Below are 21,948 nucleotides of genomic sequence, written 5' to 3' on the forward strand. Positions count from 1 at the left end.
TGGCTCCCTCCTTCCGTGCGCTGCCGTAAGAATTGCGGTTCGAGGCTAGATCGTAGCAGGCAGGCGCGGCAAGCGATTTTCTGACCTGCAATTTCAGCCGCGGCTGCGAACCAGCTCCAGCACGTCCGGGCCGAACTGCTCGAGCTTGCGGGCGCCGATGCCCGGGATCGCGACCAACGCGGCGTCGTCGGCGGGCAGCATCTCCGCGATCGCGATCAGCGTGTTGTCGGTGAACACCACATAGGCGGGCACGTTGAGCTCTTTGGCGGTGCGCAGCCGCCAATCCTTGAGCCGCAGCAACAACTCGTCGTCGATGTCGGCGGCGCACGTCTCGCAGCGACGCAACATGATCGCCGCCGGGGTGGTCAGCGCCTTGTCGCAAATGCGGCACCGCGATGCAGTTCCGCGGTTGCGCCGCGGCTTGGCGGGCGCCGGACCGGGTTCCGTCTGCGGGGCGATCCCGTTGAGGAACCTCGACGGCTTACGGCTCTGCCGCCCGCCCGGCGTCCGCGACAACGCCCAACTGAGCGCCAAATGCGTTCGTGCCCTGGTGATTCCGACGTAGAGCAGCCGGCGCTCCTCTTCGACGGCTTCGCTGTCGGCGCCGTGCGCCAGCGCGTGGCTGATGGGCAGCGTGCCGTCGGCCAGGCCGACGAGAAACACCGCGTCCCACTCCAGCCCCTTGGCAGCGTGCAGCGAAGCCAGCGTCACACCCTGCACCACCGGCGGGTGGCGGGCGTCGGCGCGCACCCGCAACTCGGCGAGCAGACCGGGCAGATCCAGCGCCGGGCGGTGCGCCACCTCCTCGTCGACCAGTTCGGCCAAGGCGCTCAACGCCTCCCAGCGCTCGCGGGCCCGGGTGCCCGCCGGCGGCTGCGCGGTCAAACCCAGCGGTTCGAGCAACCCGCGCACCACGTCGGGCAACTCACCGTCGATGTCGCGACCGGCCGCCCGCTGCAATACCAGTAGCGCTTGTCGGATCTCCTGACGGCTGAAAAACCCCTCGCCGCCGCGCACCTGATACGGAATGCCGGCCTCGGTCAGCGCCTCCTCGTACACCTCGGACTGGGCGTTGATGCGGTAGAGCACGGCGATCTCGGCCGGCGGGGTGCCCGCCGCGACCAGCTTCGCGATGGCCTTGGCCACCGCAGTGGCCTCGGCGACCTCGTCGGGATGCTCGTGAAAGCTGGGCGCCGGGCCCGGGTCGCGCTGGCCCACCAGATGGAGCTTGCTGCCGGCCACCCGGCCGCGCGCGGCCGCGATCACCCGGTTGGCCAGCGACACCACCTGCGGGGTGGAGCGGTAGTCGCGTTCTAGGCGCACCACGGTGGCGTCGGGAAAACGTCGGGAGAAGTCGAGCAGGAAGCGCGGCGAGGCGCCGGTGAACGAGTAGATGGTCTGGTTGGCGTCGCCGACGACGGTCAGGTCGTCGCGCTCCCCCAGCCATGCCGAGAGCACTCGCTGTTGCAGCGGGGTGACGTCCTGGTATTCGTCGACGACGAAACAGCGGTACCGGTCCCGGAATTCCTCGGCGACCGCGGCGTCGTTTTCGATCGCGGCCGCGGTGTGCAACAGCAGGTCGTCGAAGTCGAGCAGCGCGGGTCCGTCACTGCGGGCCTTGAGCGACTCGTAGCCGGCGTACACCGCGGCGACCCGGGCGGCGTCCAACGGGATGTCGCGGCCGGCCTGGGCGACCGCCTCCGGATACTGCTCCGGCGAGATCAGCGACGCCTTCGCCCACTCGATTTCGCCCGCCAGATCCCGCACGTCGTCGGTTGAGAGCTGCTGGCCGGTCCGATTGGCGGCACGCGCGACGACGGCGAACTTGGTGTCCAGCAGTTGCCAGCCGGTGTCGCCGACCACCCGCGGCCAGAAGTAGCGCAGCTGGCGGTGTGCGGCCGCATGAAAGGTCATCGCCTGGACCCTGCCGATGCCCAGCGCACGCAGCCGGGCGCGCATCTCGCCGGCCGCGCGCTGGGTGAACGTCACCGCCAGCACCTGCCCGGCGGCGACGTGCCCGGCGGCCACCAGCGAAGCGATGCGATGCGTGATGGTGCGGGTCTTGCCGGTCCCGGCCCCGGCCAGTACGCAGACCGGCCCGCGTGGCGCCAGCACGGCCTCGCGCTGCTCCTCGTCGAGATCGGCAAGCAAGGCGTCCGCGATCACCGGCATGCCGTCCATCTTGGCAGTGGCCGCCGACAGACGCCGTATATAAACGACGTATGACCGCTGCGCTCACGATGTACACGACGCCCTGGTGTGGCTATTGCCATCGACTCAAGACGATGCTGAAGGCCGCCGGTATCTCCTACGACGAGGTCAACATCGAACAGGACGCCGCGGCCGCGGAGTTCGTCAGTTCCGTCAACGGCGGCAACCGAACCGTCCCGACCGTGAAGTTCGCCGATGGCTCGACTTTGACTAATCCCAGCGCCAACGAGATCAAGGCGAAGCTGGCCGGGTAAGCGGTTCAGCCGGCCGCCGCCCAGGATTCGATGATCACCCGGGCGATCGAAACCGAGCCTGGCAGAAGCAATTTCGAGTCGGAGCTGCTGCCCCAGTCACCGGCCGCCAGCGCGGCGCGGACCTCGTCGCGGGTGAACCAGGCCGCCTCGGCGATCTCGCCGTCGTTGAAGGAGAACTCCTGATCCGGGTCGGCCACGGCGTGGAAGCCGACCATCAGCGAGCGCGGGAACGGCCACGGCTGGCTGCCGAGGTAGCGCACGTCGCGCACCGTCAGGCCGATTTCCTCCCGGATTTCCCGGGCGACACAGGTTTCGAACGATTCACCGGCCTCGACAAAGCCGGCCAGTAGCGAGAACAACCGCATGGGCCACACGGTCTGCCGGGCCAGCACCGCGCGGTCGCCGCCGTCGTGGACAAGGCAGATCACCGCGGGGTCGATCCGCGGGAATTCCTCGTGCCCGGTCAGCGGGTTGACCCGCGCCCAACCCGCGCGGATCGGTTTGGTGGGCGCGCCGTCGACAGCCGAAAACCGCGCGCTGTCATGCCAATTCAGCAACGCCATGGCCGACGACACCAGCTGCGCGCTGACGTCGTCGAACAGTTGGCCGGCCCGGCGAAGATCGGCCACCTGAGCCGAACCGCCCTCGGGGGCTTCCAACGGGCCGCGGACGGCCCACACGTGCCGGCCGTCCTCGAGGCGGCCCAAAAACACGGCGTCCGAGGGAGGTTTGTCGGCCAGCGTGCGCGCCGCGCCGAGCACCACCCGGCCGTCGGCGACCAGCACCTGGTTGCGGTGGTCCACCCGCAGCAGCGCCGCGTCGGCCCAGCCGGCGGCGGCCGCGTCGACGTCGGTGCGCAGCTGGTCGGCGCGGTCGGCGCCGATGCGCGACAGTAGCGGGAGGCTTTGCAGCTGAAAATCCATTGCTAGCGGCCTACGTTGCGGATGTAGAGCAACCGGTCGTTGGCCTCGATGGCGTCGACCTCCGGCGCGTCGACCCGCAGCAGGTTGCCGTCGCGCACCACGCCCAGCACGATGTCGCTCAGGTGTCGCGGCGACCCACCGACTTCCGTCTGCTCCACCTCGCGTTCGGCGATGGCGAACCCGGCGTCGGGGGTCAGCAGATCCTCGATCATCTCCACCACGCTCGGGGTCGTGGTGGCGATGCCGAGCAATCGGCCGGCGGTCTCCGAGGACACCACGACCGAGTCGGCGCCCGATTGCCGCAGCAGGTGCTGGTTTTCGGCTTCCCGGATGGACGCGACGATCTTGGCTTTCGGCGCGATTTCGCGGGCGGTCAGCGTGACCAGCACCGCGGTGTCGTCGCGGCTGGTGGCGACGACGATCGACGCGGCATGCTGCGCACCGGCCAGCCGCAGCACGTCGGATCGGCTGGCGTCGCCGTGCACGGTGACCAGCCCGGCTGCGGCGGCGTGGTCCAACGCGGCCTGGTCGGTGTCGACGACGACGATGTCGCCGGCCGGTACCTCGTCGCTCAGCATCGCGGTGACCGCCGTCTTGCCTTTGGTGCCGTAGCCGACGACCACGGTGTGATTCCGCACTCTGCTCCTCCAACGCTGGATCTTCAGTGCCTGACGCGACGTTTCGGTGAGGACCTCCAGCGTCGTCCCGACCAGCACGATCAGGAACGCGACCCGCAGTGGGGTGATGATCGCGACATTAACCAGGCGCGCGGTTTCGGTGTACGGGGTGATGTCGCCGTACCCGGTCGTCGACAGCGACACCGCCGAGTAGTACAGGCAATCCACGAACGTGAGCGGATGATGGCCGTTCGCGTCGTGGTACCCGCCGCGGTCGAGGTAGACGATCACGGTCGCGACGAACAGCGCCACCGTGGCGATGGTCACCCGGCGGGTGATGACGCGGACGGGGCTGGCTTCGCTCCCGGGGATGCGCAGCACCCCGACAAGTGCGTAACTGGGCTGGGCGGTGAGCGTCTCGTCGAGACCTCTCCACCGCCGCCAGCTAGCGCTGGCCACGGTTCATCGGCTGGCGCACGACACAATGTAACCATGACCGCTACCACAGCTCACCCCGACGCCAGCGCGGCTCCCGCCTACCGCATGGGTGCCCTGCTCATCGGGACGGGTATCACGCATTTTCTGGCGCCCAAACCCTTCGACACCATCGTCCCGGTGGAACTGCCGGGCAGCCAGCGGTTCTACACCTACGCCTCCGGAGTGGCCGAGGTGGCGACCGGCGGGCTGCTGCTGGCCAGGAGCACCCGCCGGTTGGGCGCGCTGGCGGCGGCGGTGCTGTTCGTCGCCGTGTTTCCGGCCAACGTCAACATGGTGCGGCTGTGGTGGGCCAGGCCGTGGCCGCTGCGGCTGGTCGCGTTGGCCCGGTTGCCGTTGCAGATCCCGATGATCACCTCCGCTCTCAAGATCAGGCGGACTGCTTAGCCAGCAGCGCCGCCAGTTCGTCGTGCCCCGGCAAGGCGTCCGGGACGACGGTGACGCCGCTGCGTACGTAGTGAAAAGCGGTGCGCACCAACGACTCCGGGCAACCGGACAGTCCCGCCCAGGCCAGCCGGTAGACGCCCAGCTGGATCGCGGCGTGTCGCGCGGCCTCCGGGCCCCGCGGCGGCTCGCCGGTCTTCCAGTCGACGACGGTGGCGCCGCCGTCCGGTTCGGCGAACACCGCGTCGATGCGCCCACGCACCACGGTGTCGCCGACGGCCATCTCGAACGGCACCTCGACGGCGACAGGGGTGCGTGACGCCCAGGGTGAGGCGAGGAAAGCCGCCTGCAGCGCGGCCAGTTCCTCGGCGTCGGTCTGCGCGGTCTCGGTGTCGGCGGCACCGGGCAGGTCGGCGAGGTCGAATAGCCGCTCGGCGCCGTAGAGCCGCTGCACCCACTCATGAAACGCGTTGCCCAGCAAGGCATGCGGCTCGGGGCGGGTGGGCAGCCGGCGCGTCAACCGCTGCATCGCGGTGCCCGGGTCGCGGGACAGGTCGACGAGGCTGCTGACCGACAGCTGGTCGGGCAGGCTCGGTGGCGGTGGCGTCGCGGCGCGCGACCGTTCGGCCAGCAACGCGTCGACGTCGGGATCGGCGGGCGCCGGCTCCGCCGTTGCCATGGCGGCGGTCACCAGCGCCGCGCCGCGCTCCACGTCGGCACGTCGCGCACCCAGCGGGTCTACGGGCCAGACAGCTTTTATTGCTTTGTCGCGCAATGGGTTTGGTTCACCGTCGGCAGGCGCCGGCGCCCAGTGTTCGACCTTGCCGCAGCCGTGGCCTTCGATGACGTCCTTGAGCTCGCACAGGAAATCGGACGGGCCGCGCGGTTTGATCCCGGTAGCACCCCAGTGGTGGCCGGACAGCAGCAGCGTGTCCTCGGCGCGGGTGATGGCCACGTAGAGCAGCCGACGCTCCTCGTCCATGCGGCGTTGCTCGAGCTGGCGGCGATGCGCAGAGATGGTGTCCGACAGCTGTTTTCGATTGGTGACCGCCGAGGTGTCCAGGACCGGGACGCCGTGCGCGCCCAACGAGGCGCGATCGCCACGCAGCAGCGGCGGGAGTTCGGCGGCATCGGTCAACCAGGTGCGGGCCGACCCCGTCGACGGGAACACGCCGCCCGACAGATGGGGAACGGCCACCACCTGCCACTCCAGCCCCTTGGCGGCATGCACGGTGAGCACCTGGACCCGATCCCGGGCGACGGTGATTTGCGCCGGCGGCAAACCGTTTTCGACGTCGGCTGCGGCATCCAGGTAGGCCAGCAGACCCTCGGCCGACGGGTTACCGGCCCGCTCGGCGTAGCCCGCGACCACGTCGGCGAAGGCGTCGAGGTGTTCGGTACCGGTGCACCCAGAGATGACCGGCTGCGCGGCACGCACCTCGCAGTCGACGCCCAGCACCCGGCGTACCTCGGCGACCAGGTCGGGCAGCGTGTGGCCGAGATGTCCACGCAGCATGGTCAACTCGTCGGCAAGTGCGGTGATGCGCCGATACCCGGCCGGCGAATACTCGCTTTCCGGGCCGGGGTCGTCGATGGCGTCGGCCAGGCTGGCGGTGTCGGCGTCCGGGCCGGCCGACGCGGCGATCTGTTCGACGGAATTCGCCTGGCGTGCACCACCATCCAGGGCGACGGCACGTCGCCACAGCGCGGCGATGTCGCGGCCGCCGAGCCGCCAGCGCGGGCCGGTGAGCACCCGCATGGCCGCCGCACCGGCGGCCGGGTCGGCCACCAGCCGCAGCATCGCCACCACCTCGGCGACCTCCGGGACGGACAGCAGGCCGGCCAGCCCCACCACTTCCACCGGGATGCCGCGGGCCCGCAACGCCGCGGCCATCGGCGCGGCGTCGGCGTTGCGGCGCACCAGGACTGCGGCGGTCGGCGGCGCGACACCCGCCGCGCGGGCCCGCTCATAGTGTTGGTGCAGGTGCTCGGCGACCCACTCCCGTTCTGCGCATACGTCGGGCAGCAGCGCGCAGGCCACGGTCCCCGGCGCGGCGTTGGGCCGGGCCCGCAGCGGCCTTACCGCCACCGATCGTCGCCGAGCTTCGGCCGAGACCGCGTTAGCCACCTGCAAGGTCCGCGGCGGGTTGCGCCAGCTGGTGCGCAGCTCCAGCATGGGCGCCGGCGTGCCGTCCGGCCGGGGGAAATCGGTGGTGAACCGCGGCAGGTTGGTGGCCGAGGCGCCGCGCCAGCCGTAGATCGACTGGATCGGGTCGCCGACCGCGGTCAACGCCAGATCGTCGTCGACGCCGCCGCCGAACAGCGACGACAACACGACGCGCTGGGCGTGTCCGGTGTCCTGATACTCGTCGAGCAGCACCACCCGGTAGCGGCTCCGCAACTCCTGCCCGACCTGGCCGAACGTCGTCACCAGCCGTGCGGCCGCGGCCATTTGCATGCCGAAGTCCATCACCTTCTCGGCCCGCATCCGCGCATGCAGCTCCTCGATCAGCGGCACGAGCTCGGCGCGCTCGGTCTGGGTGGCCAGCATCCGCAGCAGCCACTGGCTGGGGCCGCGCTCTCGCTGGTACGGGCCGGCCGGCAGCGCGTGCACCAGCCGTTCCAGTTCGACGTGGGTGTCGCGCAGCTGCGCGGTGTCGACGAGATGCTCGGCGAGCTGGCCGGACAGCCGCAGCACCATCGAGGTGACCGCGGCCGGAGTCTTGTCGGTGCGCAGCTCGCCGCGGTAGCCGTTGACCACCTCGAACGCCAGCTGCCACAGCTCGGTCTCGGACAGCAGCCGGGTGTCCGGCTCGACACCGAGCAGCAGGCCGTGGTCGCGCAGCAGCTGCCCGGCGAACGCGTGGTAGGTGCTGACCACCGGTGCACCCGGGGGTTCGCCGGTGATCAGTCCGGCACCGGCCAGCCGGCCAAGCCGGGACCGGACCCGCCGCAGCAGCTGCCCGGCCGCCTTGCGGGTGAACGTCAAGCCGAGCACCTGGTCGGGTCGCGCGTAACCGTTGGCGACCAGCCACACCACCCGCGCGGCCATGGTCTCGGTCTTGCCGGCGCCGGCGCCGGCGATGACCACCAGCGGCCCCGGCGGCGCGGCGATGACCGCGGCCTGCTCCTCGGTCGGTTCGAAAAGCCCGAGGCTGCAGGCTAATTCGGCAGGGGTGTAGCGGGGTGTCATGTCGCGATCCCGTCTGTGTGGGCCGGGCAGCTGGGCCGCAGCGGGCAGTGCGGGCAGCCGTCGTTGACGCGGGCGACGAACTGCGGCCCGGCGGTGGCGGCGGCCGCCTGCCGGATCAGGTTGCGCCACTCTTCGCCCGCTGCCGGTGTCAGCGGGTCCTGCTCGCGTTCGGTGGCTCCCCCGGCCGTCGTCCTACCGGGGTACACCAGCCGGGCGCCGCCGGGCTCGTCGCCGTGCGGCAGCAGGCCCCCGGCCACCGCCAACTGGTAGGCCGCCAGCTGGGCGTGCCGCTGCGCGTCGTCCTTGCTGACCGGTGTCTTGCCTGTCTTGACGTCGACGATGACCAGCCGGCCCGCCGCGTCGCGCTCGAGCCGGTCGACCCGGCCGCGCAGTCGCACGCCGTCGACCACCCCGTCGACCTCGACCTCGACGCCCACCTCGGTGAGCGCGTGCCGGGTCTGGGCCCGCCATTGCAGAAACGTCTGCAGCATCGCGCGGTGACGGGCCAGCTCGTTGGCCGCATACCAGCGCGATCCGAACGGCAGATGTTCCCAGGCCCGGTCCAGCGCGGCCATCAGCTGCGGCTCGCTGGCGGCCGACTCGGCGATCAGCGCGTGCACCACCGAGCCGATGGCCGACGGCAGGTCGCGGGGGTCGGTTCCGCCGTGGCGTTCGGCCAGCCAGCGCAGGGGGCAGTCGGTCAGCGTCTGCAGGCTCGACGGCGTCAGCGTGACCACGTGGTCGTCGCCGCTCCACAGTGGCTCGGCGGTGCTGACCGGGGTCATGCCGTACCAGTCGGTCGGGTCGGCGCCCGGCACACCGGCCTTTGCGAGCCGTGCCAATTGCGTTGCTGCGCTTGCTCTTTCGGTCTCACTCACCGTGCCGTCGGCTGCGCAGACCGCGCCGCGCAGCCGGCCCACCACCGCGGCCGCCGACAACACCCGCGGCGCGGTGATCGGGGGCAGCGGTTCAGCGTCGGTGGCCCACTGCGCGATCTCGGCGAAGAACGGGGACGGCAGCGCGCTGTCGCAGCCGGTCTGGCCGCCGTCCCCGTCGACGGCAGTGACCAGCAGCCGCTTGCGAGCCCGCCCCATCGCCGCGACCAACAGGCGTCGTTCCTCGGCAAGCAGCGGCGCCCGTAGTGACACATCTTCGCCGACCCCGTCGAGGACGTCGAGCAACCGCTGGGTATTCAGCACTCCGCCACGCGGAATTGTGTTGGGCCACAACCCTTCCTGCAGGCCGGCGATGACCACCAGGTCCCACTCATGGCCGAGTGCGGCGTGCGCGCTGAGCACGCTGACCTGTTCGGCTATGCCCGGCTCGGGGCGTGTCGCGGGCAGCTGCAGCGCACCGACGTGGTCGAGTAGCCCGCGCAGCGATGCACCGGCGGTGCGCGACACGTATTGGTCGGTGACCTCGAACAGCGTCGTCACCGCGTCGAGGTCGCGGTCGGCCTGGGCACCGGCCGCGCCGCCGCGCTCAGCCGCCGCCAGCAAGCGACGCTGCAGACCCGAGCGCTGCCACGCCGCCCACAGCGTGTCGCGCGGATCCTGGCCGTCGCGATGGCAGCGGGCGGCGGCGTCGAGTACCGCGCGGACCCGTCGCAGCGGGCGGGCCTGCGCCGCGGACAGTGCCGGCAGATCCCCGGTCAGCGCCGACACCAGCAGGTCGTCGACGTCGCGCTCGGGTGCGCTGCGGCGCAGCGCCCGGCGCAGTTGGCGAAGCGTCACCGGGTCGACCCGGCCGATCGGCCCGGTCAGCAACGCCAGTGCGTGCCCGCCGTCCAGCCCGTCGACGGTGGCTGCCAGCACGGTCAGCAGCGCCCGCGCCGCGGGCTGTTGCCACAGCAGGCCGCCGGAAGTCGGCATGGCCACCGGGACGCCGGCCCGGGTCAGCGCATGCGCCAGCCCCGCCGCGGCGCGCGGCACCGATCTGACGATGACCGCCATCTGTGACCACGGCAGCCCGTCGACGAGGTGGGCGCGCCGCAGCGCGTCGGCGATCAGCGCCGCCTCCGCATGCTCGGAGGCGGCCAGGCGCACGGTCACCGAACCGGGATCTGTTGCGGCGGAGTCGATTTCGCTGCCACCGGGGAGCCGGCCGGCGATCCCGGAGACGGCGCGCGCCACCGCCGGCGCACAGCGGTGCGACGACTTCAACGTCACCGCCGGCCCGTCGTCGCTCTGCAGCAGGGCGCCCGGGTCGCCGCCGCGGAAGCCGAACACCGCCTGGTTGGGGTCGCCGGCGATCACCGTCACTTCGGCGCCCGCGGCCAATGTCCGCACCAGGCGGGCGGCCTGCGGGTCGAGTTGCTGGGCGTCGTCGATCAGCAGGACCCGGATCCGGGCATGCTCGCCGGCCAGCAACTCCGGGTCGACGGCGAAGGCCTCGAGGGCGGCCCCGACCAGTTCGGCGGCGCCCAGCGCCGGCGTGGTGGCCTGCGGGGCCGCCGTCCCGACCGCGGCGCGCAGCAACATCACCTGTTCGTACTGGCGCGCGAACCGGCCCGCCGCCGCCCATACCGGGCGCCCGTGCAACCGGCCCAGCCGCTGCAGCTCCCGCGGGTCGACACCACGTTCGGCGCAGCGCGCCAACAGATCCCGCAACTCGGCGGCGAACCCTGCGGTACTCAGTGCGGGACGCAGTTCGGCGGGCCACGCCGTCGAACCGTCTTGCAGGTCACCGGCGAGCAGCTCGGCGATGATTGCGTCTTGTTCGGCGCTGGTGACCAGCCGCGGAGGGGGCCCGCCGGCGCGCTGCGCGGCCAGCCGCAGCACAGCGAAGGCGTAACTGTGCACGGTGCGCACCAGCGGCTCGCGAATCACGACGGTCCCGGCAGCGTCCCTCCGCGACCGCAACAACTGCGTTGTCAACGCGCTGCGCGCGCGGCCGGCGATGCGGCCCGAACCCGTCAGCAACAGAACCGATTCCGGGTCGGCACCGTCCGCGATGCGCGCGGCCGCGGCGTCGACCAGCAGGCTGCTCTTACCGGTGCCCGGGCCTCCGAGTACCCGAATCCGGCCGCGCAGAGCCGGATTCAGTACCGTGCGCGCCTCGGGACCCCACCGATCTGCCATAACGGCATGAGATCACGAGGGTCCGACAAGTCGGTCCCGCCTGGTTGGCGACGGTCACACCCGCCGAGCGAGGTCCTCCCCGCCGCCCTCGTGGCGGGGCTGCTCGTGCGGGAACACAGGCGGCGGCGTCAAGCCGTGCCGGGTCTCGCCGGGGCCGGCCTGTGGTCCGGCCATCGCCTGGTCGTCCCGGTCCGCGTTGTGCTGCGGCTGCGGCTGCGCCTGAGCCGGGGCCTCGTCGTCGCGTCCTTGCTGCTGGGTCCCGGCCATACCGCCCGGAACCTGCCCGACACCGGCACCGCCGCCGCCCGCACCGGGTGCGCCGGGTGTCTGGCCCTGCCCGCCGTGCCCGGCGCCTTGGAACACCTGCATCATCGGCTGCATCAGCTGACTGAACTGACCGCCCATCTGGCCGAGCATTTGCCCCGGCGCACCGGCCATTTCACCCATCTGGCCGGCTTGGCCCGCCATCTGGCCCAGCATCTGCACGATCTGCATCACGCCCTGCTCGCCCGACTCCTCGGAACCCTGATAGGCCACGTTCGAGGCGGCCACTTTGCCGGAGAACATTGTTTCCTTGCCCTGCAGCATCGCCATATTGGCTTCCAATGGAGCGGCCAGCGTCGGCAGGGCCGCCGAGATCGTCTGGCTCATGAGGTCATCGCCGGGCGGAATCGTCGGCATCGGTGGTAGCTGGATTCCCGACGCCGGATCCCAGGACTGGGGCCCGGACCTCTCAAACGAGCTCATAAGACCGCCTCCTCGTCATGCTTCGCCGCCCACCAGGCTCACCAGTCATCGTCGCCCTCATCCTCGGAAAGATCGTGGTCGAGCGGCGTCGGAACCGCCAGCCCCGCCCGCGTGCCCCCGCTGGTCTCGCGGTGGCCCATCATGCCCATGCCGCCCATGGCGCCGCCGGCAGCCACCGGTGCCGCCCCAGCGGTTGCCGTGCTACCCGCAACCGCGCCCTCCTCCACCGCAGTCGGCGAGACCGTGGCGTGCTTGTCGACCAGTTTGGCCATCAGCGGGGTCCGTGGCGAGCTGCCGCCGGAGCCGGGCACCGACGCCCCATGCATCAGACCTCCACCGGCCCTCGGGCCGGAACCGCCCGCCGCCGGGTGGTTGCTGAAAGCGGCAAACGGCGCCGCGCCCGCTCCGCCGCCTCCGCCACCGCCGCCTTTGCCGAGCTGGCCGAACATCGACGAGATCTGCTGCAACGGCTGGGTCAGCTGCTGCAGCCCTTGTCCGCTGACCATCTTGCTGAGCTGCTGCGGGACCTGCCCGATCTGGCCGACCATCCCGCTCATCATCTGCATAATCTGCTGCCCGCCCTGGCCACCGGTCTTTCCGGCCTCCTGCGCATCTTTGCTGGCCTGCCCTGCCCCGGGCACGCCGCCGGGCGGGATGGGTATCCCGGCCGGATTCACCGCAGGCACGCCGAGCTGGCTGGCGAGCTCGCCGGTGCTGGCCGACACGTCGGCCATGTTCTGCGATTGACCCAATTTGATCGCGCTTTGCAGCAGCTCTTCCTTGTTCTGGATCGGCATGGCCTCGATGGCTTCGCACATGTGCTGAATCTCTTGTGCGGTCGCATTCACCATCGCCTTGGTCTGGGTCACGGCGGCCGCCATCGCGTGCAACTGCATCGCAATCGCCTGTGCCTGGGCGGCGTTCATCTCGTGGCCGCTGATGATCGTGCTGGCCTCGCCCAGCGCCGCCGTCGCCGCGGTACCCGACCAGCTGTTGGACATGTTGGTCCACTGCCCCTGCAGCTGCGGCACCACGGTTCCGGTCAGATGCATTGCCAGCTGCTCGTGCTGCTCCGCTGCGGCCGTGAGTTGTTCCTCATCGACGTTGGGCCACGCAGGACCCATCAACGTCTGTGACCCGTACGGGCTGCTGTCAGGCGGGACGCCCATCACGCGACCTCTCTCGGAGTGTGCCGGGTGTGCAGATCAACATTACTGCCCAGCTCACCAGCTTATTGACACATTTTTGGGGGCAGGCGCATTCGGGGCGGTTGTGGCCGGCTGGCACCATTCGACAGGTGAGCGAGCTGCACGTACATCGCTACGGCCCGCCCGGGCCGGTGCGGCTGCTGGCGATCCACGGTCTGACGGGTCACGGGCGGCGCTGGCAACCGCTGGCGACGCAGCACCTGCCGGAGGTCGCCGTGGCCGCGCCCGACCTGCTCGGGCATGGCAGGTCGTCGTATGCCGCGCCGTGGAGCATCGACGCCAACGTCGCGGCGCTGGCCACGCTGCTGAAGGAGCAGGCCGACGCCCCGGTGGTGGTGGTCGGGCATTCCTTCGGCGGCGCGGTCGCGCTGCATTTGGCCGCCGCGCACCCCGACCGGGTTGCGGCGCTGGTGCTGCTCGATCCCGCGATCGGTCTGGACGGCGCATGGATGCGCGAGATCGCCGACGCGATGCTGGCCTCCCCCGACTACCCGGACGCCGCGGAAGCCCGCGCCGAGAAGGCGACGGGTTCATGGGCGGATGTGGACCCGGCGGTGCTCGACGCCGAACTCGAGGAGCACCTCGTCGCGCTGCCGAGCGGACGCTACGGCTGGCGGATCAGCTTGCCGGCGATGATGTCCTACTGGAGTGAGCTGGCCCGCCCGATTGTGTTGCCGCCGAAAGGGATAGGCACGACGCTGGTGCGCGCCAGGTGGACATCGCCGCCGTATGTCGGCGACGAGCTCATCTCCGGCCTGCGTGACCGGCTGGGACCCGAATTCCGGCTGGTCGACTTGGACTGCGAACACATGGTGGCGCAGGCCAAACCGGCCGAGGTCGCCGCACTGGTTCGCGAACGGATGCGTTGAGAATGGCGAAGGTGAGCGACGAACAGGTCGAGCGGGTGCGGGCCCTGGTGGCCGCAATCCCGCCCGGGCGGGTCGCCACCTATGGTGATATCGCTTCTGCCGCAGGCCTTTCCAGCCCACGGATTGTCGGCTGGATCATGCGCACGGATTCCTCCGACCTGCCCTGGCACCGGGTGATCACCGCATCGGGCCGGCCCGCAAGACATCTGGCCACTCGGCAGCTGGAACTGCTTCGCGCCGAAGGGGTTCTGGCTGACGATGGGCGGGTCGCGCTGGCGGACGTCCGACATGAGTTCCCGCGAGAGTGCACTAGCGACAGCCCCTCTCGAGAAACGCGTCGGTAGTTGCACTTTCGCGGTTAAAGGATGAGCCGGACCAGCGCCGCGGTGCGGGCCAGCCCCGGAAAGGCCTCCGCTGTCGAACGCGGGTGCAGCGCGTGGACGGCGAGCCGAAATATCAACGCCCGCAACAACATCTGCGGCCACTCCGGCAGGGCATTCCAGCGCTCGATGAGCCCGTCGTCGGCTTCGCCCCACGACAGCGCGTCGACGACCACCACTCCCGCGGCCCACGACGCCGGCCGCCAATAGGGGGTGATGTCGGTGATTCCCGGCGCGGCCGCGCCCGCGAAAAGCACCGTCCCGTAGAGGTCGCCGTGCACCAGCTGACTCGGGCTCTTGGTGCGTCGCCGCAGACCGGCCAGCTGCTGGATCAGTTCGATCGATCGCTGCCCGTCAGCCGACGGCGGCGCGATCCGCGCGTTCGGCGGCACCGACGCCAGCGGCCGGTCTTCCCAGGCCGCCCGGTCGGCGGCGATGAAGACGTCGACGTCGGCCCACGGCGCGGTGGGACCTTGGGTCAGGAATCGTGGACGTTCGAGTTTGCCGGTGGCCTCGTGCAGCCGGACCGCCGCGGAAACGACCTCGTCGTGCCGGGGCTCGGGTACGCCGGCCACGAACGTGTCGGCGCGCCACCCGGCAACCACGTAGCGCCCGTCGGTCGACCGGACGGGACGGGCCAGGCGTATCCCGTCGACGAACAACGTTTCGCGAACCTTTGCCGACCACGCCGCGCGGGCATGGTCGGCCACCATCGACAGCACGACTTCGCCGCACCGCCAACCGCCTTCCCAACTGCCGCCCAGCGGCACCGGACGCACACCGCTCACACCGAACGCCGCCAACACATGCTCGGGCGGCGGTTCGACAGTCACGCGACCAGCCTAATCGCCGTGAGCTGGGGTTCTCGGTTAGTACATGACCATGTCGGGCTGCATTTGCTGCGCCCAGGCGACGATGCCGCCCTGCAAGTGAACGGCGTCGGAGAAACCGGCCTTTTTCACCGCCGCCAACGCCTCGGCCGAGCGCACACCCGTCTTGCAATACAACACCGGGATCCGGTCCTGCGGCAGCTGGGCCAGGCCCTCTCCGGAGTTGATCAACGACTGCGGGATCAGCTGGGCACCGTCGATGTGGTTGATGTCCCACTCCACCGGCTCGCGCACGTCGATGAGCGCAACCTTCTTGCCGGAGTCCAGCAACTCGCGCAGCTCGCGCGGGGTGATCGTGGCCTCGGCGGCGGCGTCGGCGGCCTCATCGGACACCACGCCGCAGAACTGGTCGTAGTCGATCAGTTCGGTGATCTTCGGTGTCGACGGGTCCTTGCGGATCGAGATCGTGCGATAGCTCATTTCCAGCGCGTCGTAGACCATCAACCGGCCCAGCAGCGGCTCGCCAATCCCAGTGATGAGTTTGATGGCCTCGGTGCCCATCACCGATGCGATCGACGCGCACAGGATGCCCAGCACACCGCCTTCGGCGCAGGACGGCACCATGCCGGGCGGCGGGGGCTCGGGGTACAGATCGCGGTAGTTGAGGCCCCGGCCGTCGGGGGCGTCCTCCCAGAACACCGACACCTGGCCCTCGAAGCGGTAGATCGACCCCCACACGTAGGGCTTGTGCGCCAGCACGGCGGCATCGTTGACCAGATACCTGGTGGCGAAGTTATCGGTGCCGTCCAGGATCAGGTCGTACTGCTCGAACAGCTCGACGGCGTTGTCCGGCTCGAGGCGAACCTCATGCAGCCGCACCTCGACGAGCGGGTTGATCTCGGCGATCGAGTCGCGCGCGGACTGCGCCTTGGAGCGGCCGATGTCGGACACACCGTGAATGATCTGGCGCTGCAGGTTGGATTCGTCGACGACGTCGAAGTCGACGATGCCGATGGTGCCTACCCCGGCGGCCGCCAGGTACAGCAGCGCCGGTGCGCCCAGTCCGCCCGCGCCGATCACCAGGACCCGCGCGTTTTTGAGCCGCTTCTGCCCGTCGACCCCCACGTCCGGAATGATCAGATGCCGGCTGTAGCGCGCGACTTCCTCCCGCGTCAGCTCGGCGGCCGGCTCAACCAGCGGTGGCAACGACGTCGACACCGATATCTCCTAGCGTTGCTTTTCGATTGCTGTCTATTAATCACAGCAGGTGCCCGGATCAACGGCAAACAGCGGCAGAAGCTTCCCGGCCGCTCAGGCAATCGGATAGGGCCACGGATTGAATCGGCAGGTCTTACCGTCGGGCTTGACCCACTCCGGGTCGAACTTCGCGGCGTCGTTATCCGACGTGGAAAACGTCTGCTGCATCATCACCGGGGCCAGCCCGCCCTGCGCGTCACACGACTCGTGACGCAGATAGCCGATCGCGTGGCCGACCTCGTGGTTGATCACGTACTGCCGGTAGGAACCGACGTCGCCCTCGAACGGCACGGCGCCGCGCACCCATCGGGCTTCGTTGATGAATACTCGCGGCTGTCCCTCGGGACCGTACGACGGGTTGTAACAGGATGTTTCCAACGGGAATTCGTAGCCGCAGCCCTCGCGTACCGTCATCGGAGAGCTCAGCGAGATTCGGAAGTCGGGGCTGCCCGGGGCGCTTGCGTCGATCCGGATGAAGGCGAATTGCGGATTGTGCGTCCAGCTCTTGGGATTGGCCAATGTCTGGTCGACCATGCGGGCGAACGCGTCGTCACCGCCGAACGCGGCCGGATCGATCCCGTTTTCGACCTCCACGGTGTAGCGAAACACCTTTGCCGCGCCCTGCCCGATCTGGGGTGTGGTGCCCGCAAGGACACGCCACGTCTTGTCCCCGGCCTGAGTGAACGCGCCGCCGTCCGGCAGCATCCCCGTGGGCAGATTGGCGTCGAACACGGTCAGGCCCCGCGGCGGCGCATCGATGATCGCCGTACCCACCGACCCGATCGCCGGGGGGCCCTGCGCCGGATCCTTCGATGCTGGAGGCGGCGCGCTGGTCCCGGTCGCCGTCTGGTACAACACCACCGCGGTCAGCGCCGTCAGCGCGGGCAGCGCATAGGCACGCCAACCGTAGGTCGACACGAACCGGCCCAGCCAAGTTTGTTTGCGCCACTGGCGCGGCCTGTCCCGGTTGGAACGAGTCCGCCCGGAGCTCCAGGCGAGCGGATCCCGCTGCGCGCGCAGCGGTTCTCGCCAGTCGTCGCGGAGGACCGGTACCGGACCGCCCCCACGCCGCTCCGAGTCGTAAGTCATCGCCTCAGGATCGCACATTCCCTGCTGAGGATGCCGCTAGCAGGGACTCTTGGCGTGCCCGGAAAAGCGTCGGCAGCATCAATAACAAGCCTGCGGAGGTACGGGTAGTAGTGTCGTTGCGACGAACGTGGCCGACGATACGTGGCCAACCAAGCAGATTGAGGACTTGATGAGCGATCTCGCCAACGCAGCCGCAAGGCGGACGGCGGACTCTGTCGCCCCCGCCAGGCGTGGTAATCGGCTGCCCCGTGACGAGCGTCGCGGCCAATTGCTCGTCGCTGCCAGCGAGGTTTTCGTCGACCGCGGCTATCACGCGGCCGGCATGGACGAGATCGCGGACCGAGCTGGAGTCAGCAAACCAGTTCTCTACCAACACTTTTCGAGCAAACTAGAGCTGTATTTGGCGGTGCTGCAGCGGCATGTCGAAAATCTGGTGTCCGGCGTGCGGCAGGCCCTGCGCACCACGACCGACAACCGGCAGCGCTTACGCGCAGCGGTACAGGCGTTCTTCGACTTCATCGAGCACGACGGCCAGGGCTACCGGCTGATCTTCGACAACGACTACGTCACCGAGCCACAGGTCGCCGCCCAGGTGCGGGTGGCCACCGAGTCGTGCACCGACGCGGTGTTCGACCTCATCAGCGCCGACTCCGGGTTGGATCCGCATCGGGCCCGGATGATCGCCGTCGGCCTCGTGGCGCTCAGCGTCGATTGCGCCCGGTACTGGCTGGACACCGACCGCCCGATTTCCAAGGAAGAAGCGGTGGAGGGCACTGTGCAGTTCGCCTGGGGCGGGCTATCGCACGTGCCGCTTACCCGCTCCTAGCGGCGCCGATCCCGAAGCCGACGCGGCGCGCGTCGGCAACCCCGATTTCGACGTAGGCGATCTTGGCGGTCTGGATCAGGAAGCGACGGCCCTTCTCGTCGGTCAGGCTCAGCACCTCGGAGTCTTTTCGCAGCGCGGCGCTGACCAGTTCTTCGACCTCGCTGGGCGTCTGCGCACTGGTGAAGACCAGCTCCCGCGGGCTGTCCGTGATACCGATCTTGACCTCCACGCCGGCCCCTTCCCTGTAGACGTTCTCAGCATGCAGGCTAGTGGACGGTCCAGGGCGGTCGTGAAAGCCGGTCGGCGCCAAGCGTTCGCGAGCATGAGTGTCGCCAAATCGTGACCAACACACCGGCGCCGCCCGGCACCCGGGTCCGCCAGCATCGATAACATCTGCACCATCAGCACCATGAATCACTTGGATACCGAGATCCAGGACTACCCAGACGAGCTGGTCTACGAGACCTACCCGGACGACGATCTGGTCGAGCCGGCCGATCAACGCTGGCGTCCGGTGGCCGTGATCGCCGCCGCCGTGTTCGTGCTGGCCGTGATCGCCACTGTCGTGATCCTCAACGGCGGCGACAGCACCTCGACGACGGCCACGGTGGCGCCGCCCACCCGCACGGTGATCGCCACGCCGCGGCCGACGTCACCGCCCAGCGCGTCGCTGCCACCGGAGACGGTCACCACGGTGACGCCGCCCCCGCGGCAGCCCAGCGTCACGGCCAGCCCCACCGAGGCGCCCACCACGGCGCCACCGCCGGAGGCCGCCCCGGCGCCATTACCGCCGGCGAGCCCGAACACCGTCGTCTACCGGGTGACCGGCACCAAGGGGATGCTCGACCTGGTCAACATCGTCTACACCGACGAGCAGGGCCTGCCGCGCACCGACCTGAACGTGTCGTTGCCCTGGTCGAAGGCCGTGGTGCTCAACCCCGGCGTGCAAACGAAATCCGTTGTGGCGACCAGTCTTACGGGTCGGCTCAACTGCGAGATCACCGACGCGCAGGGTCAGCCGGTGGCTGTTTCAGCCAACAACACGATCATCGCGACCTGCGCCCGTTAGGCCGGCTCGCTAAGCGAGACCCAGTTCGCGCATCCGTTCGTCGTGGGTGTGCTGCAACCGGTCGAAGAAACCCGTCAGCTGCGTCAATCCGTCGGTCCCCGAGACCACCAAGTCGACCAGCTCGTCATGGTCGGCCAACACGTACTGCGCCTGCGTGATTGCTTCCCCGAGCAGCCGGCGCGACCACAACGCCAGCCGGCTGCGTTGTTTGGCGCTGCTGTTCACCGCTGCGCGCACCTCGGCGACCACGAACTGCGAGTGCCCGGTCTCCGACAGCGTCGCGCGCACCACGTCGGCCACCTCGTCGGGCAGGCCGTCGGCGATTTCGAGGTAGAGGTCGGCAGCCAGCGCGTCGCCGACATAGGTCTTGACCAGCGCCTCCAACCACGTGCTCGGCGTCGTCAGCCGGTGGTAGTCATCGAGCGCGGAGGCGTATTTGGACATCGCCGATACGACGTCGACGCCACGCCGTTCCAGGGCTTCGCGCAGCAGCTCGTAGTGCCCCATTTCCGCCGCCGCCATGCGGGCCATGGAAATCCGGCCACGAAGGTCCGGCGCCATCCGCGCCTCGTCGGTGAGCCGGTAGAAAGCAGCGACCTCGCCGTACGCCAGCAGCGCGAACAATTCGTTGACCCCGGGATGATCGGCCGGAAGTCGTGGCGGGGGCGGATCGGCCAATTCGTCGGCGCGCGACAGCGAGGACATGGCAACACTGTAGGCCCGTAGGTGGCGACCCGCCGCGCCCGGCATTCGCCGCGCTTGCGATCGCCACGAGGCCCCGTAAGTGGCGACCCGGTGCGTCCGGCGGGAGTCCGCGGCCGACCAGCTATCATGGACATCGGTGGTGGCGGTAAATCCTTACCGCCGCTACCCGCGAAATGTGCGTGCACGCAGTCGGCCCGCCTGTGAAAGAGCAGGGCCCCGCGAACCGGCATCGGATTCGACACTCAGCTCGTGCGCGCGTGACCCGCAAAACGACCTGATCGAAACCGATACCGAGAGGCACACCCGCATACGCATGACTCCCGTTACTCACGCACCTCACCTCACGTTTGCCAGCCTTGGAGTTCGCGACGAAATAGTGCGCGCACTCGCCGAAGAAGGCATCGAACACCCCTTTGCTATCCAGGAGCTCACGCTGCCGCTGGCGCTTGCCGGCGACGACGTGATCGGCCAGGCCCGCACCGGCATGGGCAAGACCTTCGGCTTCGGCGTGCCGCTGCTGCAGCGCATCACCGACCCCGATACCGACCGCCCACTGAGCGGCATCCCGCGGGCGCTGGTCGTCGTACCCACCCGCGAGCTGTGCCTGCAGGTCTCCGGCGACCTGGCGACCGCGGCCAAACACCTGCACGCCGACGGCGGCCGGCGGCTGTCAGTGGTCTCCATCTACGGCGGTCGCCCCTACGAGCCGCAGATCGAGTCGCTGCGCGCCGGCGCCGACGTGGTGGTCGGCACGCCGGGCCGGCTGCTCGACCTGGCCCAGCAGGGCCACCTGCAGCTGGGCGGGCTGGCGGTGCTGGTGCTCGACGAGGCCGACGAGATGCTGGACCTCGGCTTTCTGCCCGACATCGAGCGCATCCTGCGCCAGATCCCCGACGACCGGCAGTCGATGCTCTTCTCGGCGACCATGCCGGACCCGATCATCACGCTGGCCCGCACGTTCATGAACCAGCCGACCCACATCCGCGCGGAGGCGCCGCAGGCCTCGGCGGTGCACGACGCCACCGAGCAGTTCGTCTACCGCGCGCATGCGCTGGACAAGATCGAATTGGTGAGCCGGATACTGCAGGCCCGGAGCCGCGGCGCCACGATGATCTTCACTCGCACCAAGCGCACGGCCCAGAAGGTCGCCGACGAGCTGGCTGAGCGCGGATTCGCTGTCGGCGCCGTGCACGGCGATCTCGGCCAGATCGCAAGAGAAAAGGCGCTCAAGGCATTTCGCGCCGGCGGCATCGACGTGCTGGTTGCCACCGACGTGGCCGCCCGCGGTATCGACATCGACGACGTCACCCACGTCATCAACTACCAGTGCCCCGACGACGAGAAGACCTATGTCCACCGCATCGGCCGCACCGGACGAGCCGGGCGCACTGGCGTCGCCGTCACTTTGGTGGACTGGGACGAGCTGGCCCGCTGGGCGATGATCGACAAGGCGCTCGACCTGGGCTGCCCCGACCCGGCCGAAACGTACTCCAGCTCGCCGCACCTTTACACCGAGCTGGACATCCCGACCGAGGCCCGCGGCACGGTCGGAGCGCCCCGCAAACAGCAGGCCAAGAAAGCCGCCGCTAGCGAGGACAAACCGGCCCGCAAGAGCACCCGGTCACGGCGACGCACCCGCGGCGGCAAGCCGGTAACCGGGCACCCCGTCGCCGCCACCAACGGTGACGCGCCGGCCGAAGCTCCCGCCGGCGAGGGCTCGCACAGCGGCCGCCGCCGTCGGCGCCGTCGGCCCCGCAAGGCGGCGGAGGTCGCCGCCAACGCCGGCTGAGTCGGCGCGCCGCCGGCCGCCC

The 21,948-nt window shown here is 69.8% G+C and carries 19 protein-coding genes; 7 read left to right on the plus strand and 12 right to left on the minus strand.

Annotation, left to right across the window (positions count from 1 at the left end):
• Positions 1-93 precede the first annotated feature (93 nt).
• Positions 94-2,172 (minus strand): ATP-dependent DNA helicase UvrD2, encoded by a 2,079-nt coding sequence (locus G6N47_RS01350; protein ID WP_163659516.1) that lies wholly within the window; start codon positions 2,170-2,172, stop codon positions 94-96.
• Between the two features lie 50 nt (positions 2,173-2,222).
• Here G6N47_RS01350 and mrx1 point away from each other — a divergent pair, with 50 nt between their 5' ends.
• Positions 2,223-2,465 (plus strand): mycoredoxin Mrx1, encoded by a 243-nt coding sequence (gene mrx1 / locus G6N47_RS01355; RefSeq protein ID WP_083129864.1) that lies wholly within the window; start codon positions 2,223-2,225, stop codon positions 2,463-2,465.
• A gap of 5 nt (positions 2,466-2,470) precedes the next feature.
• Here mrx1 and nudC read toward each other — a convergent pair whose 3' ends face one another.
• Together nudC and G6N47_RS01365 are read right to left on the minus strand one after the other, a co-directional pair.
• Positions 2,471-3,388: an NAD(+) diphosphatase gene (gene nudC, locus G6N47_RS01360; protein WP_083129865.1), complete on the minus strand. Its 918-nt coding sequence runs from the start codon at positions 3,386-3,388 to the stop codon at positions 2,471-2,473.
• A 2-nt stretch (positions 3,389-3,390) separates the two neighbouring features.
• A complete protein-coding gene (locus tag G6N47_RS01365; protein ID WP_083129866.1) occupies positions 3,391-4,464 on the minus strand; it encodes a potassium channel family protein in 1,074 nt (357 codons plus the stop codon).
• Between the two features lie 33 nt (positions 4,465-4,497).
• On the opposite strand from G6N47_RS01365, the gene G6N47_RS01370 reads away from it, so the two are divergent.
• Complete coding sequence (locus tag G6N47_RS01370; protein WP_083129867.1) at positions 4,498-4,887, plus strand: DoxX family protein; 390 nt, start codon at positions 4,498-4,500, stop codon at positions 4,885-4,887.
• Here the strand turns inward: G6N47_RS01370 and G6N47_RS01375 are convergent.
• Genes G6N47_RS01375 through G6N47_RS01390 form a run of 4 tightly spaced genes read right to left on the minus strand, consistent with a single transcriptional unit; the run spans position 4,871 to position 13,073 of the window.
• Positions 4,871-8,077 (minus strand): ATP-dependent helicase, encoded by a 3,207-nt coding sequence (locus G6N47_RS01375; RefSeq protein ID WP_083129868.1) that lies wholly within the window; start codon positions 8,075-8,077, stop codon positions 4,871-4,873. The genes G6N47_RS01370 and G6N47_RS01375 overlap by 17 nt on opposite strands.
• Positions 8,074-11,157 (minus strand): ATP-dependent helicase, encoded by a 3,084-nt coding sequence (locus G6N47_RS01380; protein ID WP_083129869.1) that lies wholly within the window; start codon positions 11,155-11,157, stop codon positions 8,074-8,076. The genes G6N47_RS01375 and G6N47_RS01380 overlap by 4 nt, the downstream gene beginning before the upstream one ends.
• A 54-nt stretch (positions 11,158-11,211) precedes the next feature.
• Positions 11,212-11,904, minus strand: coding sequence for a hypothetical protein (locus G6N47_RS01385; protein WP_139799304.1), 693 nt, complete (start codon positions 11,902-11,904; stop codon positions 11,212-11,214).
• 38 nt (positions 11,905-11,942) lie between these two features.
• Complete coding sequence (locus G6N47_RS01390; protein WP_139799305.1) at positions 11,943-13,073, minus strand: hypothetical protein; 1,131 nt, start codon at positions 13,071-13,073, stop codon at positions 11,943-11,945.
• A 119-nt stretch (positions 13,074-13,192) separates the two neighbouring features.
• Here G6N47_RS01390 and G6N47_RS01395 point away from each other — a divergent pair, with 119 nt between their 5' ends.
• Together G6N47_RS01395 and G6N47_RS01400 are read left to right on the plus strand one after the other, a co-directional pair.
• A complete protein-coding gene (locus G6N47_RS01395) occupies positions 13,193-13,981 on the plus strand; it encodes an alpha/beta fold hydrolase (RefSeq protein ID WP_372517513.1) in 789 nt (262 codons plus the stop codon).
• A gap of 2 nt (positions 13,982-13,983) precedes the next feature.
• Positions 13,984-14,325 (plus strand): MGMT family protein, encoded by a 342-nt coding sequence (locus tag G6N47_RS01400; RefSeq protein ID WP_083129874.1) that lies wholly within the window; start codon positions 13,984-13,986, stop codon positions 14,323-14,325.
• Between the two features lie 14 nt (positions 14,326-14,339).
• Here the strand turns inward: G6N47_RS01400 and G6N47_RS01405 are convergent, their stop codons facing one another.
• From G6N47_RS01405 to G6N47_RS01415, 3 genes are all read right to left on the minus strand, one after another.
• Complete coding sequence (locus tag G6N47_RS01405; RefSeq protein ID WP_083129875.1) at positions 14,340-15,194, minus strand: TIGR02569 family protein; 855 nt, start codon at positions 15,192-15,194, stop codon at positions 14,340-14,342.
• Positions 15,195-15,230: 36 nt separating this feature from the next.
• Positions 15,231-16,409 (minus strand): adenylyltransferase/sulfurtransferase MoeZ, encoded by a 1,179-nt coding sequence (gene moeZ, locus G6N47_RS01410; RefSeq protein ID WP_083129876.1) that lies wholly within the window; start codon positions 16,407-16,409, stop codon positions 15,231-15,233.
• 93 nt (positions 16,410-16,502) lie between these two features.
• Positions 16,503-17,555 carry a DUF3152 domain-containing protein gene (locus tag G6N47_RS01415; protein WP_372517492.1) on the minus strand — a complete coding sequence of 351 codons (1,053 nt, stop codon included), beginning with the start codon at positions 17,553-17,555 and terminating at the stop codon, positions 16,503-16,505.
• A 151-nt stretch (positions 17,556-17,706) separates the two neighbouring features.
• On the opposite strand from G6N47_RS01415, the gene G6N47_RS01420 reads away from it, so the two are divergent.
• Positions 17,707-18,363 carry a TetR/AcrR family transcriptional regulator gene (locus G6N47_RS01420; protein ID WP_083130462.1) on the plus strand — a complete coding sequence of 219 codons (657 nt, stop codon included), beginning with the start codon at positions 17,707-17,709 and terminating at the stop codon, positions 18,361-18,363.
• Here G6N47_RS01420 and G6N47_RS01425 read toward each other — a convergent pair.
• On the minus strand, positions 18,350-18,592 hold the full coding sequence (locus G6N47_RS01425) for a DUF3107 domain-containing protein (protein WP_083129878.1): 243 nt from the start codon (positions 18,590-18,592) through the stop codon (positions 18,350-18,352). The two genes, G6N47_RS01420 and G6N47_RS01425, sit on opposite strands and share 14 nt — an antisense overlap.
• A gap of 180 nt (positions 18,593-18,772) precedes the next feature.
• Between G6N47_RS01425 and G6N47_RS01430 the strand changes: the two genes are divergently transcribed.
• Entirely contained in the window at positions 18,773-19,432 is a 660-nt protein-coding gene (locus G6N47_RS01430; protein WP_083129879.1) for an MmpS family transport accessory protein, read from the plus strand.
• 9 nt (positions 19,433-19,441) lie between these two features.
• Here the strand turns inward: G6N47_RS01430 and G6N47_RS01435 are convergent, their stop codons facing one another.
• Positions 19,442-20,137 (minus strand): ferritin-like fold-containing protein, encoded by a 696-nt coding sequence (locus tag G6N47_RS01435; RefSeq protein ID WP_083129880.1) that lies wholly within the window; start codon positions 20,135-20,137, stop codon positions 19,442-19,444.
• A 313-nt stretch (positions 20,138-20,450) separates the two neighbouring features.
• Here G6N47_RS01435 and G6N47_RS01440 point away from each other — a divergent pair, with 313 nt between their 5' ends.
• On the plus strand, positions 20,451-21,926 hold the full coding sequence (locus tag G6N47_RS01440) for a DEAD/DEAH box helicase (protein WP_083129881.1): 1,476 nt from the start codon (positions 20,451-20,453) through the stop codon (positions 21,924-21,926).
• Positions 21,927-21,948: the final 22 nt, after the last annotated feature.

Origin of the sequence: Mycobacterium branderi (genome assembly GCF_010728725.1) — a bacterium.
Taxonomy (GTDB): domain Bacteria; phylum Actinomycetota; class Actinomycetes; order Mycobacteriales; family Mycobacteriaceae; genus Mycobacterium; species Mycobacterium branderi.